The following is a 13,810-nucleotide window of genomic DNA, read 5'->3' as shown; positions in this document are numbered from 1 at the left end:
ATGACAGCGATTGCGGACAGGTTCTCGCGTCGCGGTCTCTTGGTAGCAGGGGCAGCTTCGGCTGCCCTTGCCGCCTGTGGCCAAGGCAGCGGTTCCACAGGCAAGGGCGTTAATCTCGCCTTTCAAAAAAATGGGGTCATGCTCGTGGCCCAAACGCGCGGCTCGCTGGTCGAACCCCTGAAAGCAGCTGGCATCACGCCGCTGAATTGGGTTGAGTTCCCATCCGGCCCACCCCTATTGGAAGCCATGGCTGTCGGCTCGGTTGATTTGGGCCTGACGGGCGACACCCCGCCGATTTTTGCCCAAGTCGCCAATGCGCCAATCAAATATGTCGCCCAAGTTCGGCTTTCAGGCAAAGCCGGTGGCATCATCACGCCCAAAAATTCCGCCATTCAGTCCTTGAAGGACCTGAAAGGCAAAAAACTCTGCTTCACGCGCGGGTCGTCGGCCCATAATAGTGCCGTGATTGCCTTACAAAGCGTTGGCCTGACATTGGCTGATGTCGAGGCTGTCAATCTGGGTCCGGCAGACGCCGCGGCCGCCTTTGCCCAGGGCGGCATTGATGGCTGGGTAATTTGGGACCCCTATTACAGCCTCGCGATCCGCGATCAGGGCGCGCGGGTTCTCTCAGGCCTTGACCAATTAGGCGGTGGCGCAAGCTTCCTTTTGGCGAACGCAAAGTTTGCAGAAGCCCGTCCAGAGGACTTGAAAGTGTTGTTGTCGGCCATCGCCAAAGAGGGCGAGTGGTGCGCGGCCAATACCGATGCGGTTGCTGAAATCTCTGCCAAAGCTTCAGGCCTTGAACTCGAACTCCTCAAAGACACGATGAAGCGGACGGACTTCAAAGTAGAGCCTTTGACCGACGACGTGCTGGCCGCACAACAAGCAACGGTTGACCGCTTTGCGCAATTAGGGATCATACCGAAGAAAGTTATCATCAGTGATGCCGCTTGGCGCGGCTGGACAGGGTAAACAATGGCAGCAACGGCCTCCGAAGGTCCTTTTAGTCGGGCACTTCCATGGTTAGTGCCTTTGGCACTGGTCATTCTCTGGCAAGTCTCATCCAGCCTCGGCTGGCTGCCGCCCAATATTCTGCCTGCCCCCACTGCTGTGCTGGAAGCAGCTTGGACCAAGCTACAAGATGGCAGCCTGATCGACAATTTGGGGGTGAGTTTTGCCCGTGCCATGAGTGGCCTCATCATTGGTGGGGCGATTGGGTTTAGTCTGGGCCTGCTTAACGGCCTCAGCAAGACGGGCGAAATGCTATTGGACCCAACCTTGCAGATGATCCGCAACATCCCGCACTTGGCTTTGATCCCATTGGTCATCATCTGGTTTGGGATTGGCGAAAGCGCGCGTTTGTTCTTGGTGGCACTGGGCGTGTTTTTCCCAATTTATCTCAACACCTTGCACGGGGTCCGCAATGTCGACCCGCAATTGATCGAGATGGGCCGCATTTATGGCATGAATAACCGGACCTTATTCTTAAAGGTCATTCTGCCGGGCGCTTTGCCCTCCATCTTTGTGGGTCTGCGCTTTGCCTTAGGTGTCATGTGGCTGACCTTGATCGTGGCAGAAACCATCGCGGCCAATTCTGGCATTGGTCATATGGCCATGGCTGCGCGCGAATTTATGCAGACAGATATCGTCGTCTTGTCCATCGTCATTTATGCGATTTTGGGCAAGCTGGCCGATAGCGCCACCCGCGCCCTGGAACGCAAGTTCCTCGCGTGGAACCCAGCCTATGCGAAGGTCTAAACCATGAGCAGCCAACCAACCGGCGGGTCACGCGTTAGTCTGAAAGATGTGAAAAAGGCCTTTGGCAATAATGTCGTGCTGCAAGGCATCGACCTTGAGATTCCAGCCGGCCAGTTTGTGTCCATCGTGGGCAAGTCGGGCTGTGGTAAATCCACGCTCCTGCGCCTGATGATTGGCCTCGACTCGGTGACCAGTGGCGTCTTGGACGCTCCGGCGCTGAAAGCGCAAGCTGCCCGCATCGTGTTTCAAGAACCGCGCTTACTGCCTTGGGCCAGCGTCAAGGACAATGTGGCCGTGGGCTTAGGCGAGGGCCAATCCGGCCAAGCCGCCGATAAACAAGCGGCCGATATTCTCGAAGAAGTGGGCCTGAAAGGCCGCGAAGGCCTGTGGCCCTCGCAGCTTTCCGGCGGCATGCGGCAACGTGTGGCCTTGGCCCGCGCCCTTGTATCCCAGCCAACCCTATTGGCTTTGGACGAGCCTTTAGGTGCCTTGGACGCCTTGACCCGCATCGATATGCAGGCGCTCTTGGAAGGCGTGTGGCAAGACCTTGGCTTTACCGCCCTAATGGTCACCCATGATGTGGGCGAAGCGGTGGCCTTGGGTGACCGCGTGATCCTGATCGATCATGGTCACGTGGTGCTGGATTTGGCCGTAGACCTACCCCGCCCGCGCAAACGCGGCACGCCCGAATTTGCCGCCCTTGAAGGCCAAATCCTCGACAAATTGTTTGGCGATGATCCCCGCGCGCGGGAAGCCCATTAGCCCGGCTTTAGCCGCCCGCAATTTCGCTCATCTCAATCGCACGACCGGTTGCAGCCGATAGCTCCGCCGCAGCACCCATCCGCACGGCTTGCAGGCCGTCTTGAGCTGTCACTTGGACGGGTGCGCCAGTCAAGATCGCATCGATCCAAGCCCGTTGCTGATAAAAGGTCGCGCCGAAGTGCGAACCAGCCTCGAGGGCGACAGGATCGACATGGATGGTTTCGCGCGTGACTTGCTTGGGCTGGCGGAAGCCAACACGTGGGCTCATGATCATTTCACCAGGCGGGATCAGCACGTCGAGGCGGGCCTTATCGCCCGTGGCAGAAATCTCTTCCTGATGCTCGGCCCCATCGGCAAACATGCACAGATCGAGCATGGCGCGCGTGCCATTGGCGAAATCAACCACCGTAAAGCTATTGTCGATGATGTCGGGCTTACGACCATCATAACGCTCGTCCTGATGGTTTACATCCATATTGCCTGAGCAATAGACGCGCGTTGGCTCGGACTGGATGATGTGGCGCATCAGATCGAAGAAGTGGCAGCATTTCTCCACCATCGTCCCGCCCGTATTGGCCGAGAAGCGGTTCCAATCATTGACCTTTTGCAGGAAGGGGAAGCGGTGTTCGCGGATCGACACCATGACCAGACGGCCAACATCGCCGCGATGCACGCGTGTCACAAATTCGGTCGCGGGTGGCATGAAGCGATATTCCATCCCCACCCAGAACACGCCCTTATAGGCGGCGGCTTGGTCACGGATGCGGGCGGCGTCTTCGGCAGTGGTGCATAAGGGCTTTTCGCACAAGACATGCACGCCGCTTTTGAACACGGGCTGCAACACATCATGGTGGGTGAAGTTTGGTGAAGCGATCACCACCGCATCGACAAGGCCCGCAGCCAAAAGCTCATCACCGGTCTTAAAGGTTGCAACCTTCTCGCCAGCCGGGCCCAACATGCCCTTACCCAAAGCCAGCATGTGATCGGTAGGGTCAGCCAAAGCGGTGATTTCAACTTCCGGCATCAGCTTCAGATTATTGATGTGCTCATAGCCCATCATGCCCGTGCCAATGACACCAACCCGTATTCTGCCGCTCATGACCTCTCCCCGAAGCTGCTTTGACTCGTTATAAGACATCATAAGCATAATGGCGGGCGATACACGCCCTCTTGGCAGTATGAGGAAATAATCATGGCCCGTAATCCCGTTGAAGTCAGTTGGTTCTCCGCCCTGTGCGATGATGACTACGAGTTTTTGGGCCAATCTGAGCCTGCTTTGCAGTCGAGTTGGGAGCATTGTCGCAATATCGCGCTGACTGCTGAGAAAAATGGCTTTGATAATATCCTGCTGCCATCGGGCTATCAGATGGGTATCGACAACACGGTGTTTGCCGCAGGCATTGCTGGGCTGACCAGCAAGATGCGTCTTTTGCTGGCGATTCGCGTTGGGGAAATGTGGCCGCCACAGGTCGTGCGGCAATTAGCCACGCTCGACCGGATGATGCAGGGCCGACTGGCGGTGAACTTCATTTCCTCTGAAATGCCGGGCGAGACCCTGGGCTCCGCCCCCCGTTATGCCCGCACGTTAGAGGCGATGGAAATCCTGCGCGCTTGGATGAATGGCGAGACTGTCAAGCATCAGGGTGAGTATTACCAGTTTGACTTGGCACCACCGCGCATCACCACACAATCAGGCAAGTCGCCCTATTTCTATTTTGGTGGCCTGTCAGAAGATGCCCGTGAAGTGGCAGCCAAAGCCGCCGATGTCTACCTCATGTGGCCCGATACTTTGGCCAATTCCAAGGCTGTCTTGGACGATATGAATGCGCGGGCTGCCAAATATGGCCGGACCTTGAAGCATGGCTTCCGCGTCCATGTCGTGGTGCGCGAAACCGAAGCCGAAGCACGCGAAGCCGCCAATCGGCTGCTCAGCAAGCTCGACGCGGCCACGGGTGACGCGATCCGTGCCAAGTCCCTAGACGCAACCTCTGTCGGCGTGCGCCGTCAAGCCGAACTGCGCGAAGCGGCCAGCGCCAATGATGGCTATGTGGAAGACAATTTGTGGACCGGCATTGGCCGTGCTCGCTCGGGCTGTGGGGCTGCGATTGTCGGCGATCCAGACCAAGTGCTGGCCAAGATCAATGCCTATCGCGACATCGGGTTTGATGCCTTCATCTTGTCCGGCTATCCCCACGCGACCGAGTGCGACCTGTTTGGCCGCTACGTGCTGCCAAAGCTCGACCACGGTCTTTTGACGATTTAGGCCTTAAAGCGAAATGGTCGCGCTGAGCTGATCGGCCAGCGCGGCTGAACCCCCGACATAAATCGTGTGGGTGCCGGGCTCCAATCGCCAGCTGTGGGTCTGGGTGTCGCGATAGCGCAAATCCTCGGCATCCACCTCAAAGCGGATGACTTTGGTTTGGCCGGGGTCGAGGGCAACCCGGGCAAAGGCCTTCAGAACCTTGGCGGGGCGTTCGACCACATGGCCCGGAAAGCCAACATAGAGTTGGGCGATCTCTTCCCCGGCCCGCTCACCTAAATTGGTGATGCTGACTTGGGCCTGAAAGCCCCGCTTTGTCCGCCGCAAGCTTAAGGCACGATACGCAAAACAGGTGTAAGACAGGCCATGGCCAAAGCCATAGCGCGGCTCGATCTGTTCGCGCGCAAACTTGGTATAGCCATGCCAATAGTCATAGACGATGGCATCGGCATCCTTATCGAAGAAGGGGTAATGCGCAGGGTCTTTCGCCACGGTGAAAGGCAGCTTGCCAGACGGGGCCACTTCGCCCAGCACCAGTTGCGCCAAGGCAGTGCCGCCTTCCATGCCAGAATAGAAGCTTTGCAGGATTGCACTTGCCTGGCTTTGCCACCCCTCGACCAGCACGGCAGAACCCGCGACAAGGACGACAAGGACGGGCCGACCCGTTGCACAAGCGGCTTCAATCAAAGCGATTTGATCGGCGGGCAGCGATAGATTGGTGCGATCTCCACCGCGGGCTTCTTCGGCGCTGGGCTCGTTAGCTGCGGCAGGCTTGGGTGCGGGCAAGACGTCGCTGGCCACACCAAGGGTCATGTCTTCGGGGATATACTCCCCTTCTTGCCGCGCGGTATAGCCCGCCACCACGATGATGGCGTCAGCATCTGCGGCATTGGCGACCGCGGCTACCACGTCCGTTTCATCGCCTGTGACAATCTCCGTTGCTTCACCCAACGCAATCTGCAGGCCTTGAAGCGCGGTGACAACATAGGGCGGGCGAACGCGGCTGGAGCCAAAGTCGCCCGTATTCTCCTTATTCGCCAGATGGCCCAGAACGGCGAGCTTTTTCAGCTTTTTCCGGTCCAAGGGCAGCATCAAGTCATTCTTCAAAAGCACCGCGGACTTCAACGCCGCCTCCAGCGCCAGCGCAATATGGGCAGGCTGGGCCACCCGATCGAGGCTATAATCTGGCAAGGGGTCTTCGGCGCACGCAAAGCGGTATTGGGTCGACAAGATGCGGCGGCAGGCTTGATCAATCACTTGGGGCTCAACTTGGCCTGCCTCCACCGCGGCCAGTAAATGCTTGCCAAAGACCAAGGGCTCAGGGTTTTCAATGTCGAGACCCGCAGAGGCCGCATAGACATGGCGCAAGCCCATCACCCAATCGGAATGCACAAAGCCCTCAAAGCCCCATTCGACGCGCAAAATGTCGGTCAACAGGGCTTTGCTCTGCCCGCAGAAGCTGCCGTTCATTTGGTTATAGGCGCTCATGACTGTGGCACAGCCTGCATCCAAAATGGTTTTGAAATGCGGCAGATAGACTTCATGCAAGGCGCGCTCATCGATTTGGACATCGACTTTGAAGCGCGCATTCTCCATCGAGTTCAGCGCGAAATGTTTGACGGTGGCAATCACATTATGGGTTTGGAGGCCGATGGCCAGGGCCGCACCCATCTGGCCCAAATGACACGGATCTTCGCCATAGGTTTCCTGGGCCCGGCCCCAGGCCGGATGGCGCAATAGATTGACGCACACGGCGCCAGACAAGGTGCAGTCTTGGGCGCGAATTTCAATCGACATCGCCTCGCCAATGCGCCGCTCTAGATCGACATCAAAAGTCGCGCCGCGCGCCATGGTACAAGGGAAGCAGGTAGAATTGCCGCGCGCCACCCCACGTGGGCCATCGGTGAAATAGAGGGGCGGTACGTTGAGACGCTCTACCCCACTGCCTGCCGGATAGGGGTTTGCACCCCAATGTCGGCCGCTTTCGGCAAAGAGCTTGAAGAAGCCCTTGCCCGACATCATGCGCACTTTTTCTGCCAAAGTGGCTTCTGCCAGAATCTGATCCACCCGCTCTGCCACTTGGTCTGGTGTAAGGCCTTTGGTTGGAGAGAGGTCGGTCATGACATGCCTTTCGGGTCTATCAGCTAGAGTTTGCCTGCAGAACAGCTGCAAGATTTCCGGCCCAATGGTCAAGATCGGCTTTGGCTTGATCCAAAGTCCAACCCTTCACCAACAGGATCGCGACACGAATGTTACGCCCTGCTTGCTCTAAGGCAACAGCGGCTTGCTCTTCCCCGCAGCCTGTCAGCTCTACAATCATGGCTTTAGCCCGGGCCAGAAGCTTTCGGTTGGAGATTTGCATCGCCACCATCCGCCCCTCATAAACAAAGCCCAAGCGGATCATGATGGCGGTGGAGAGGACATTGAGGGCAATCTTCTGCGCTGTTCCGGCCTTCATGCGGGTAGAACCGGCAATCACTTCGGCCCCTGTCTCGATCAGAATACCGATCTCGGCAGCGTCGCACAAAGGTGCAGGAAGTTTGTTGGCAAGGCCAATGGTCAAGGCCCCTGCCGCCCGCGCGGCCTCAATCACCCCGATGGTATAAGGCGTAGAGCCGCTGGCGGCCAAACCAAGGACAACATCGCTGGAAGTTAGCTTTAAGGCACGGGCCTCTTCCACGCCCTTGGCATGATCATCCTCTGCCCCTTCAACAGCTTGCATAAAGGCTGCCTGCCCGCCGGCCATCAGGAAGATCATGCGCTCCTTCGGCCAGCCATAGGTGGGGCCAAGCTCGACCCCGTCCTGCACACCAATCCGGCCAGAGGTGCCCGCACCGGCATAAACCAAACGACCGCTTCGCCCTAATCGGGCTGCCGCTTCATCGGCTGCACGGGCGAGCTGGGCTGAGACTCCTGCAACCGCTGCTGCCGCTTGGCTTTGATTGGCAATCATTTCAGCGACAGCGTCGCCGGTGGGCCAGTCAGCAATATGGAGATAGGCTTGCAGTGCTGCTTCCGTCATGGCCTTAATCGCGCCCCTTGGCTCAAACTATAGCTTGCCCGCGACCAAATAGACCACAAAGAGCAAATTAGAACATAGCATGGTGCGCCACGGGCCCACCGCTTAAACTGGTTACTGCCTTAAAGAAGTTGAACAAATTAGCCAATCACAGAATCGCGCGCGATCAAAAAGTTTCGGGCCTTGCTGACATTGACAGCCACCCCCAAGTGAGGGCGAGATAGAAGCAGCTACGGCTGAGAGCCAAAGGACCTGATGCGTGATGACCCACTATGCCAAAACAGTGATTGACTTGATTGGAGGGACACCGCTGGTCCGTCTGCGCGCGGCAAGTGAGGCGACAGGCTGTGAAATTCTGGGCAAGGCCGAGTTTCTGAACCCGGGTCAATCGGTAAAAGACCGGGCGGCACTGGGCATAATTCGCGATGCCCAAGCCAGCGGCGCGTTAAAGCCAGGCGGGCTGATCGTTGAGGGCACGGCTGGCAATACAGGCATTGGCTTGTCCATGGTGGCCAATGCGTTGGGCTATCGCTGCATCATCGTCATGCCGCGCACGCAGTCGCAGGAGAAAAAGGACGCGGTGAAACTATTTGGCGCTGAACTCGTCGAAGTCGATGCCGTGGCCTTTGCCCACCCCGACCATTACACCAAAGTATCCAGGCGTATCGCCGAAGAACAGGGCGGCCTTTGGGCCAATCAGTTTGACAATCTTGCCAATCGCCGCGCGCATGAAGAAACCACCGGCCCAGAAATCTGGGAGCAGACCGAGGGCAAGATTGATGGCTTTATCTGTTCGGTCGGCTCCGGCGGAACCTTGGGCGGCATAAGCCGCGCGCTGAAAGCCCGCAACCCAAACATCGCCATCGGTATCGCCGATCCGGGCGGGGCTGCGCTTTATCATTGGTATAAGGATGGTGAGTTGAAGGCGACGGGCACGTCGATCACCGAAGGGATCGGCCAAGGTCGTGTAACCGCCAATCTGGAAGATGTGCTGGTAGATTATGCCTATCGCGTCGAAGACGAGGAATGGCTGCCGGTCTTATTTGATCTGGTCAAAAATGAGGGCTTAACCATTGGCGGATCTGCGGCCCTGAATGTCGTGGGGGCCATGCGCTTGGCCAAGGATTTGGGACCGGGCAAAACGATCGTCACCATTTTGTGTGACTATGCCAGCCGCTATCAAAGCAAATTATTCAATCGCGACTTCCTGACCTCCAAAGGCCTTCCGGTGGCAGATTGGCTGTGAGCATGGGCTTTAACCCCCATTTTTCGGAGCTGCCGACCACCATCTTCGAAGTGATGTCGGGTCTGGCGCGCACGCATGAGGCCATCAATCTGGGCCAAGGTTTTCCCGACAGCCAAGGCCCAGAAGCGCTGCGACGTTTAGCCTGCGAGGGGCTGATGACCGGCAGCAATCAATATCCCCCCATGCTGGGGATTCCGGCACTTCGGGCAGCGGTGGCAGCCCATTATGCCGCCCATCAGGGTTTGGCGCTGAGCGCTGAGCAGGTGGTTGTCACCTCTGGCGCGACGGAGGCCTTAGCGGCGAGCTTTCTGGCGCTTCTATCCCCCGGCGACGAAGTGATCGTGCTTGACCCCGCCTATGACGCCTATCGCCCCTTGATCGCACGGGCTGGCGCAATCCCACGCACCATCGTGCTAAAGCCGCCGCACTGGCATCTCGATCTGGCCGAGATTGAAGCGGCCATCACGGCAAAGACCCGTGCCATTGTTCTCAATAATCCCATGAACCCGACCGGGCGAAGCTTTAGCCATGCTGAACTTCTGGGCCTCGCCAAACTCTGCCAAAACCATGATCTGATCGCCATTTGTGACGAAGTGTGGGAACATGTGCGCCTCACCGATCAGCCACACCAATCGCTGCTGGGCTTGCCTGGCATGGCGGACCGCACGGTGAAGATTGGCTCAGCGGGCAAGATGTTTGGCGTGACGGGCTGGAAAGTGGGCTTTGTATGTGCCGCCCCTGAGATCGCCAAGGTGATTGGCAAAGCCCATCAATTCTTGACCTTCACCACGCCACCCCATCTGCAAGGCGCGGTGGCGCAAGGGCTTGGCTGGGATAGGGCCTGGTTTGATGAGCAAGCCGCAACCTATCAGGCAGCGTATCAGATTTTGCGTCAGGGGCTGTTGGATCAGGGTTTTTGCGTGCTCGACAGTGCGGCAACCTATTTCATGTGTCTTGACCTACAACAATCCGGCATTGACCGACCCGCGCTAGATTTCTGTTTTGAAGCCGTAAAAACCTATGGCGTTGCGGCAATTCCGCTGCAGAGCTTGTACGAAAAACCCGAGGAAGCCCCACCCATCATCCGCTTATGTTTTGCCAAGCAAGAGACGGTTCTGCGGGAGGCGATTGGCAGGCTGGCCAAAGCGCGACAGGCGATGGGGACCTGACATGTCGCTTTTTCCGGCACCTCTGTTCAATAGTATCTCTAACGGCTGGTTGCAGCTTGCATTCATCGCTAGGGTGAACCCAGATGCGTATAGAAAACTTTCAATGAAGCCAGCCTTGGAGCGCTTTTTGTGATTGAGTTCATCAGCCATCATTGGCACGACATCTGGCCGTTCATCGCGGTCGGCTTTGTTGCGCAATTGGTGGATGGGGCTTTGGGCATGGCCTTTGGCGTGATCACCAGCACTTTATTGGTCAGTGTCATGGGCATGCCGCCGGCCAAGGCTTCCTCGACGGTCCATATTGTTGAGGTCTTTACGACGGCCGCTTCAGCGGTAAGCCATACCATCCACCGCAATGTGAATTGGAAGCTTTTTGCAACGCTGGTTATCCCCGGCATGATTGGCGGGATTACTGGGGCTTACCTCTTGGCCAATATTCATGCAGATACCGCACGGCCCTATGTGATGGCCTATTTGGCGTGTATTGGCGTCTATCTCTTGTGGCGCGGCTGGCGCATGACCAAGGGCCAACCCCATCGGACAGCCAAATATGCCGGGCCCCTCGGTTTGGTTGGTGGCTTTTTAGATGCGGTCGGTGGCGGCGGGTGGGGTCCCGTGGTGACTTCCAACCTATTGGTTCAGGGCACAGAGCCGCGCATGACGATCGGAACCGTCAATACGGCGGAATTCTTCCTCACCACGGTCATTTCGGCAACCTTCATCGCCACCTTGGGCTGGGAAGCCTTTACGCTTGCCACCGTAGGCCTGATCATTGGCGGCTTGATGGCAGCGCCATTTGGCGCGATTTTGGCCAAGCGGGTGCCCGCCAAACAATTGCTCTATCTGGTCGGCACGGTTTTGACTGTCACGAGCCTATTCTCACTGTCCAAAGCCTTGGGTCTGGTCTAAGCGCCACAGCTTAGAGCGCGAGCCGCATGATCCGCTCATCATCGAGCGTATTGCCCACTTTGAAGTGATAGGCGCCAATAATCTCAAAGCCATATTTGGTATACAGGCGCTTGGCGCGCTCATTTTGTGACCACACACCCAGATAAAGGGCAGGCGCGTGTTTCTCCCGCGCCCATTGGATCGCTAGGTCCATCAATCGATGGGCCAGACCCGTCCCCTTTTGGGTTTCATCGAGATAGAGGCGGTACAGCTCCAGCGCGTCAGGCTCTGGGGCCTCAACGGGCAAGGTCAAAGGCCCACAATCGAGGAAAGCGACCAGATCATCGCCCTGATAAACCACAGTCATGGCCCTGACAGGATCGCGAATATCCTGCAAGGTCCGCTCCAAGCTATAGCGGGCGGCCATGAAAAATTCTTTGTCTTCTGGTGGATAGAGGTGGCCAAAGGTGGCCAGAAACGTCTTGGCACCAAAGGCTGCTAAAGCTTCTGCATCGGCATCTTTAGCCAATCGAACCTGCAACTCGCCGATCATGACTGTGCTCTCGCAGCCTTTTCATCGAGGCCTGATGTGCCACGGCGGGCCTCTAGAATGGCGGCGACATCGGCCCCGGTTACCCCCCGTGCGAGGAGACCTACACTCAAGTGATAAAGAAGATCAGCGGCTTCCTTGGCGATTTCCTCTACCGTGCCGCCAGCAATGGCCAAAGCGGTTTCGACGCCTTCTTCACCCAGCTTTTTGCCACACAAAACCGGGCCGCCTTGCAGCAGTTTCGCGGTATAGCTTTGGCTTGGATCGGCCTTGGCTTTTTCGGCCACATCCGCCAACAGCTGGTCTAAAGCGTGGCCTAAGGTGTCACTCATCGCAAGTTTCCTTGAATCGGTTGCCGTACTTGGGCCCCGGCCGCAGCCAAAGCCGCCCGCGCCTCGGCCAGTGTATGGGTTCTGAAGTGAAAAATCGATGCCGCCAGAACGGCATTGGCATGGCCTTGCGTGATGCCCGCAACCAAATCGCCTAAATTGCCAACGCCACCCGAAGCGATCACAGGCACCGAGACGCTATCAGCTATGGCGCGCGTCAAAGCCAGATCATAGCCCGATTTGGTGCCGTCCTTATCCATGGAGGTGACCAAAAGCTCCCCCGCGCCACGGTCCACCACGTCCTTGGCAAAGGCCAAAGCATCTAGGCCGGTTGGATTGCGGCCACCATGGGTGAAGATTTCCCAGCGCTCGGGCCCTGTTTGCTTGGCGTCAATGGCGACCACGACACATTGGGCCCCAAAGCGGCGTGCGGCGGCAGTCACCAAGCTGGGGTCTTTGACAGCGGATGTATTGATCGCGACCTTGTCAGCCCCGGCCAGCAGCAGCGCGCGGAAATCATCGGTTGTGCGCACCCCGCCTCCAACCGTCAAAGGCGTAAAGCAGACTTCTGCGGTGCGGCGGACGACGTCTAACAGCGTGCCCCGGCCTTCATGACTGGCTGAGATATCGAGAAAGCAGATTTCGTCTGCCCCTTCGGCGTCATAAAATTGGGCTTGTTCGACCGGATCGCCTGCATCGCGCAGCCCTTCAAACTGGACGCCTTTGACGACGCGGCCATCCTTCACATCCAAGCAGGGTATGATGCGAACTTTCAGACTCATGCCGCAGCCTTCAGGGCTTCAACCGGGTCAATCAGGCCATCGTACAGCGCCCGGCCCAAAATCGCCCCCGCAACGGGCTTACCTGGACGGGTTTTGAGGGCAACAATATCCTGCACCCCTGCCAAGCCGCCCGACGCGATGACATCCATGCCGACCGCATCGGCAATTGCCCCTGTGAAGTCGATGTTAATCCCGGTCTTGGTGCCGTCTCGCCCGACATCGGTGACGATCAAGGCGGCCACGCCTGCATCTTCAAACTGGCGGGCGAGGTCTAGCGCGGCCAAATTCGTTGTCTCAACCCACCCTTCAACCGCGACCATGCCGTCAATCGCATCAATGCCCACCGCCACTTGGCCCGGAAAGGCTTTGGCGGCTTCCCGCACAAACTGGGGTTGTTTGGCGGCAATCGTGCCCAGAATGACGCGGGTGACCCCCATGGAAAGGGCCTTTTCAATCGCTTTCAAGTCGCGAATACCGCCGCCCACTTGCATGGGCAGGCTTGTCCGGGCGCGAATGGCGGCGATGGCGTCCATATTAGCGCCCGCCCCCTTTAAGGCACCATCCAAATCCACAATATGCAAATAGCCAAAGCCCATGGCTTCAAAGCTTGCGGCACGGGCTGCGGGATCGGTGTCAAACACCGTCATTTGCGCAAAGTCGCCCTTATAGAGGCGCACGGCCTGTCCGTCTTTTAAGTCAATTGCGGGATACAGGATCATTGCTTTAGCCATTCTTCCAAAAGGGCGAGGCCGGCCCTTTGGCTTTTCTCGGGGTGAAATTGCACGCCCATCACATTGTCTTTCTGGACGGCAGCGGCAAACCGATCAGCCCCATAGGTGCACCAAGCCGCCACATCGCCTACATGCGCCGCGCGAAAGGCAAAGGAGTGGACGAAATAGACATCTTGCGCGCCGCCCCATGCCTTTTCCAACACCGCATTGCCGGTGGGTTCAGCAGTATTCCAGCCCATATGCGGTACTTTTAGGTCCGCCGCGCCCGGTTGAATGACCGAAGTTTGCCCGCTAATCCAACCAAGGCCGGGGGTTG

14 protein-coding genes and 1 pseudogene are annotated in these 13,810 nt (G+C 57.8%); 7 read left to right on the top strand and 8 right to left on the bottom strand.

Features of this window, described 5'->3' with window-relative positions; genetic code table 11:
- Genes IOB61_RS14350 through IOB61_RS14340 form a run of 3 tightly spaced genes read left to right on the top strand, consistent with a single transcriptional unit; the run spans position 1 to position 2,520 of the window.
- Positions 1 to 972 carry an aliphatic sulfonate ABC transporter substrate-binding protein gene (locus tag IOB61_RS14350; RefSeq protein ID WP_290818118.1) on the top strand — a complete coding sequence of 324 codons (972 nt, stop codon included), beginning with the start codon at positions 1 to 3 and terminating at the stop codon, positions 970 to 972.
- Positions 973 to 975: 3 nt separating this feature from the next.
- Entirely contained in the window at positions 976 to 1,758 is a 783-nt protein-coding gene (ssuC, locus tag IOB61_RS14345; RefSeq protein WP_290818115.1) for an aliphatic sulfonate ABC transporter permease SsuC, read from the top strand.
- A gap of 3 nt (positions 1,759 to 1,761) precedes the next feature.
- On the top strand, positions 1,762 to 2,520 hold the full coding sequence (locus IOB61_RS14340; protein ID WP_290818112.1) for an ABC transporter ATP-binding protein: 759 nt from the start codon (positions 1,762 to 1,764) through the stop codon (positions 2,518 to 2,520).
- A gap of 7 nt (positions 2,521 to 2,527) precedes the next feature.
- Here IOB61_RS14340 and IOB61_RS14335 read toward each other — a convergent pair whose 3' ends face one another.
- Entirely contained in the window at positions 2,528 to 3,619 is a 1,092-nt protein-coding gene (locus IOB61_RS14335; RefSeq protein WP_290818109.1) for a Gfo/Idh/MocA family oxidoreductase, read from the bottom strand.
- A 93-nt stretch (positions 3,620 to 3,712) separates the two neighbouring features.
- Here IOB61_RS14335 and IOB61_RS14330 point away from each other — a divergent pair, with 93 nt between their 5' ends.
- Positions 3,713 to 4,783, top strand: a complete 1,071-nt coding sequence (locus IOB61_RS14330) for an LLM class flavin-dependent oxidoreductase (protein ID WP_290818107.1) — start codon at positions 3,713 to 3,715, stop codon at positions 4,781 to 4,783.
- A gap of 3 nt (positions 4,784 to 4,786) precedes the next feature.
- Here the strand turns inward: IOB61_RS14330 and IOB61_RS14325 are convergent, their stop codons facing one another.
- Both IOB61_RS14325 and IOB61_RS14320 read right to left on the bottom strand, forming a co-directional pair.
- A complete protein-coding gene (locus IOB61_RS14325; protein WP_290818104.1) occupies positions 4,787 to 6,901 on the bottom strand; it encodes a beta-glucosidase in 2,115 nt (704 codons plus the stop codon).
- Between the two features lie 19 nt (positions 6,902 to 6,920).
- Positions 6,921 to 7,802 carry an N-acetylmuramic acid 6-phosphate etherase gene (locus IOB61_RS14320; RefSeq protein ID WP_290818101.1) on the bottom strand — a complete coding sequence of 294 codons (882 nt, stop codon included), beginning with the start codon at positions 7,800 to 7,802 and terminating at the stop codon, positions 6,921 to 6,923.
- 259 nt (positions 7,803 to 8,061) lie between these two features.
- Here IOB61_RS14320 and IOB61_RS14315 point away from each other — a divergent pair, with 259 nt between their 5' ends.
- The 3 genes from IOB61_RS14315 to IOB61_RS14305 all read left to right on the top strand — a co-directional run bounded on the left by IOB61_RS14315 (position 8,062) and on the right by IOB61_RS14305 (position 11,123).
- Complete coding sequence (locus tag IOB61_RS14315; protein WP_290818181.1) at positions 8,062 to 9,045, top strand: cysteine synthase A; 984 nt, start codon at positions 8,062 to 8,064, stop codon at positions 9,043 to 9,045.
- A 2-nt stretch (positions 9,046 to 9,047) separates the two neighbouring features.
- Positions 9,048 to 10,214: an aminotransferase gene (locus IOB61_RS14310; protein WP_290818098.1), complete on the top strand. Its 1,167-nt coding sequence runs from the start codon at positions 9,048 to 9,050 to the stop codon at positions 10,212 to 10,214.
- Positions 10,215 to 10,343: 129 nt separating this feature from the next.
- A complete protein-coding gene (locus IOB61_RS14305) occupies positions 10,344 to 11,123 on the top strand; it encodes a sulfite exporter TauE/SafE family protein (protein ID WP_085340575.1) in 780 nt (259 codons plus the stop codon).
- Between the two features lie 10 nt (positions 11,124 to 11,133).
- Here the strand turns inward: IOB61_RS14305 and IOB61_RS14300 are convergent, their stop codons facing one another.
- The 5 genes and pseudogenes from IOB61_RS14300 to IOB61_RS14280 all read right to left on the bottom strand — a co-directional run.
- The gene (locus tag IOB61_RS14300; protein ID WP_290818094.1) at positions 11,134 to 11,655 is read right to left on the bottom strand and encodes a GNAT family N-acetyltransferase; all 522 of its coding nucleotides are present in this window, start codon (positions 11,653 to 11,655) and stop codon (positions 11,134 to 11,136) included.
- Positions 11,652 to 11,984 (bottom strand): phosphoribosyl-ATP diphosphatase, encoded by a 333-nt coding sequence (hisE, locus tag IOB61_RS14295; protein ID WP_290818091.1) that lies wholly within the window; start codon positions 11,982 to 11,984, stop codon positions 11,652 to 11,654. Before hisE ends, IOB61_RS14300 begins: the two co-directional genes overlap by 4 nt.
- On the bottom strand, positions 11,981 to 12,763 hold the full coding sequence (gene hisF, locus IOB61_RS14290) for an imidazole glycerol phosphate synthase subunit HisF (protein WP_290818088.1): 783 nt from the start codon (positions 12,761 to 12,763) through the stop codon (positions 11,981 to 11,983). The genes hisE and hisF overlap by 4 nt, the downstream gene beginning before the upstream one ends.
- Complete coding sequence (gene hisA / locus IOB61_RS14285; protein WP_290818085.1) at positions 12,760 to 13,494, bottom strand: 1-(5-phosphoribosyl)-5-[(5-phosphoribosylamino)methylideneamino]imidazole-4-carboxamide isomerase; 735 nt, start codon at positions 13,492 to 13,494, stop codon at positions 12,760 to 12,762. The genes hisF and hisA overlap by 4 nt, the downstream gene beginning before the upstream one ends.
- Positions 13,479 to 13,810 (bottom strand): annotated as a pseudogene (locus tag IOB61_RS14280) (imidazole glycerol phosphate synthase subunit HisH); the annotation flags it as partial. The gene hisA and the pseudogene IOB61_RS14280, both read right to left, overlap by 16 nt.

This window comes from Aquidulcibacter sp., assembly GCF_020253525.1.
Classification (GTDB): domain Bacteria; phylum Pseudomonadota; class Alphaproteobacteria; order Caulobacterales; family Aquidulcibacteraceae; genus Aquidulcibacter.
This window is presented reverse-complemented; position numbering and strand designations above follow the sequence as displayed.

What these genes read in the sequence shown, in the direction of transcription:
- IOB61_RS14350 (WP_290818118.1), top strand. Translation starts at nt 1, where the DNA reads ATGACAGCGATTGCGGACAGGTTCTCGCGTCGCGGTCTCTTGGTAGCA.
- ssuC (WP_290818115.1), top strand. Translation starts at nt 976, where the DNA reads ATGGCAGCAACGGCCTCCGAAGGTCCTTTTAGTCGGGCACTTCCATGG.
- IOB61_RS14340 (WP_290818112.1), top strand. Translation starts at nt 1,762, where the DNA reads ATGAGCAGCCAACCAACCGGCGGGTCACGCGTTAGTCTGAAAGATGTG.
- IOB61_RS14335 (WP_290818109.1), bottom strand. Translation starts at nt 3,619, where the DNA reads ATGAGCGGCAGAATACGGGTTGGTGTCATTGGCACGGGCATGATGGGC.
- IOB61_RS14330 (WP_290818107.1), top strand. Translation starts at nt 3,713, where the DNA reads ATGGCCCGTAATCCCGTTGAAGTCAGTTGGTTCTCCGCCCTGTGCGAT.
- IOB61_RS14325 (WP_290818104.1), bottom strand. Translation starts at nt 6,901, where the DNA reads ATGACCGACCTCTCTCCAACCAAAGGCCTTACACCAGACCAAGTGGCA.
- IOB61_RS14320 (WP_290818101.1), bottom strand. Translation starts at nt 7,802, where the DNA reads ATGACGGAAGCAGCACTGCAAGCCTATCTCCATATTGCTGACTGGCCC.
- IOB61_RS14315 (WP_290818181.1), top strand. Translation starts at nt 8,062, where the DNA reads ATGACCCACTATGCCAAAACAGTGATTGACTTGATTGGAGGGACACCG.
- IOB61_RS14310 (WP_290818098.1), top strand. Translation starts at nt 9,048, where the DNA reads ATGGGCTTTAACCCCCATTTTTCGGAGCTGCCGACCACCATCTTCGAA.
- IOB61_RS14300 (WP_290818094.1), bottom strand. Translation starts at nt 11,655, where the DNA reads ATGATCGGCGAGTTGCAGGTTCGATTGGCTAAAGATGCCGATGCAGAA.
- hisE (WP_290818091.1), bottom strand. Translation starts at nt 11,984, where the DNA reads ATGAGTGACACCTTAGGCCACGCTTTAGACCAGCTGTTGGCGGATGTG.
- hisF (WP_290818088.1), bottom strand. Translation starts at nt 12,763, where the DNA reads ATGAGTCTGAAAGTTCGCATCATACCCTGCTTGGATGTGAAGGATGGC.
- hisA (WP_290818085.1), bottom strand. Translation starts at nt 13,494, where the DNA reads ATGGCTAAAGCAATGATCCTGTATCCCGCAATTGACTTAAAAGACGGA.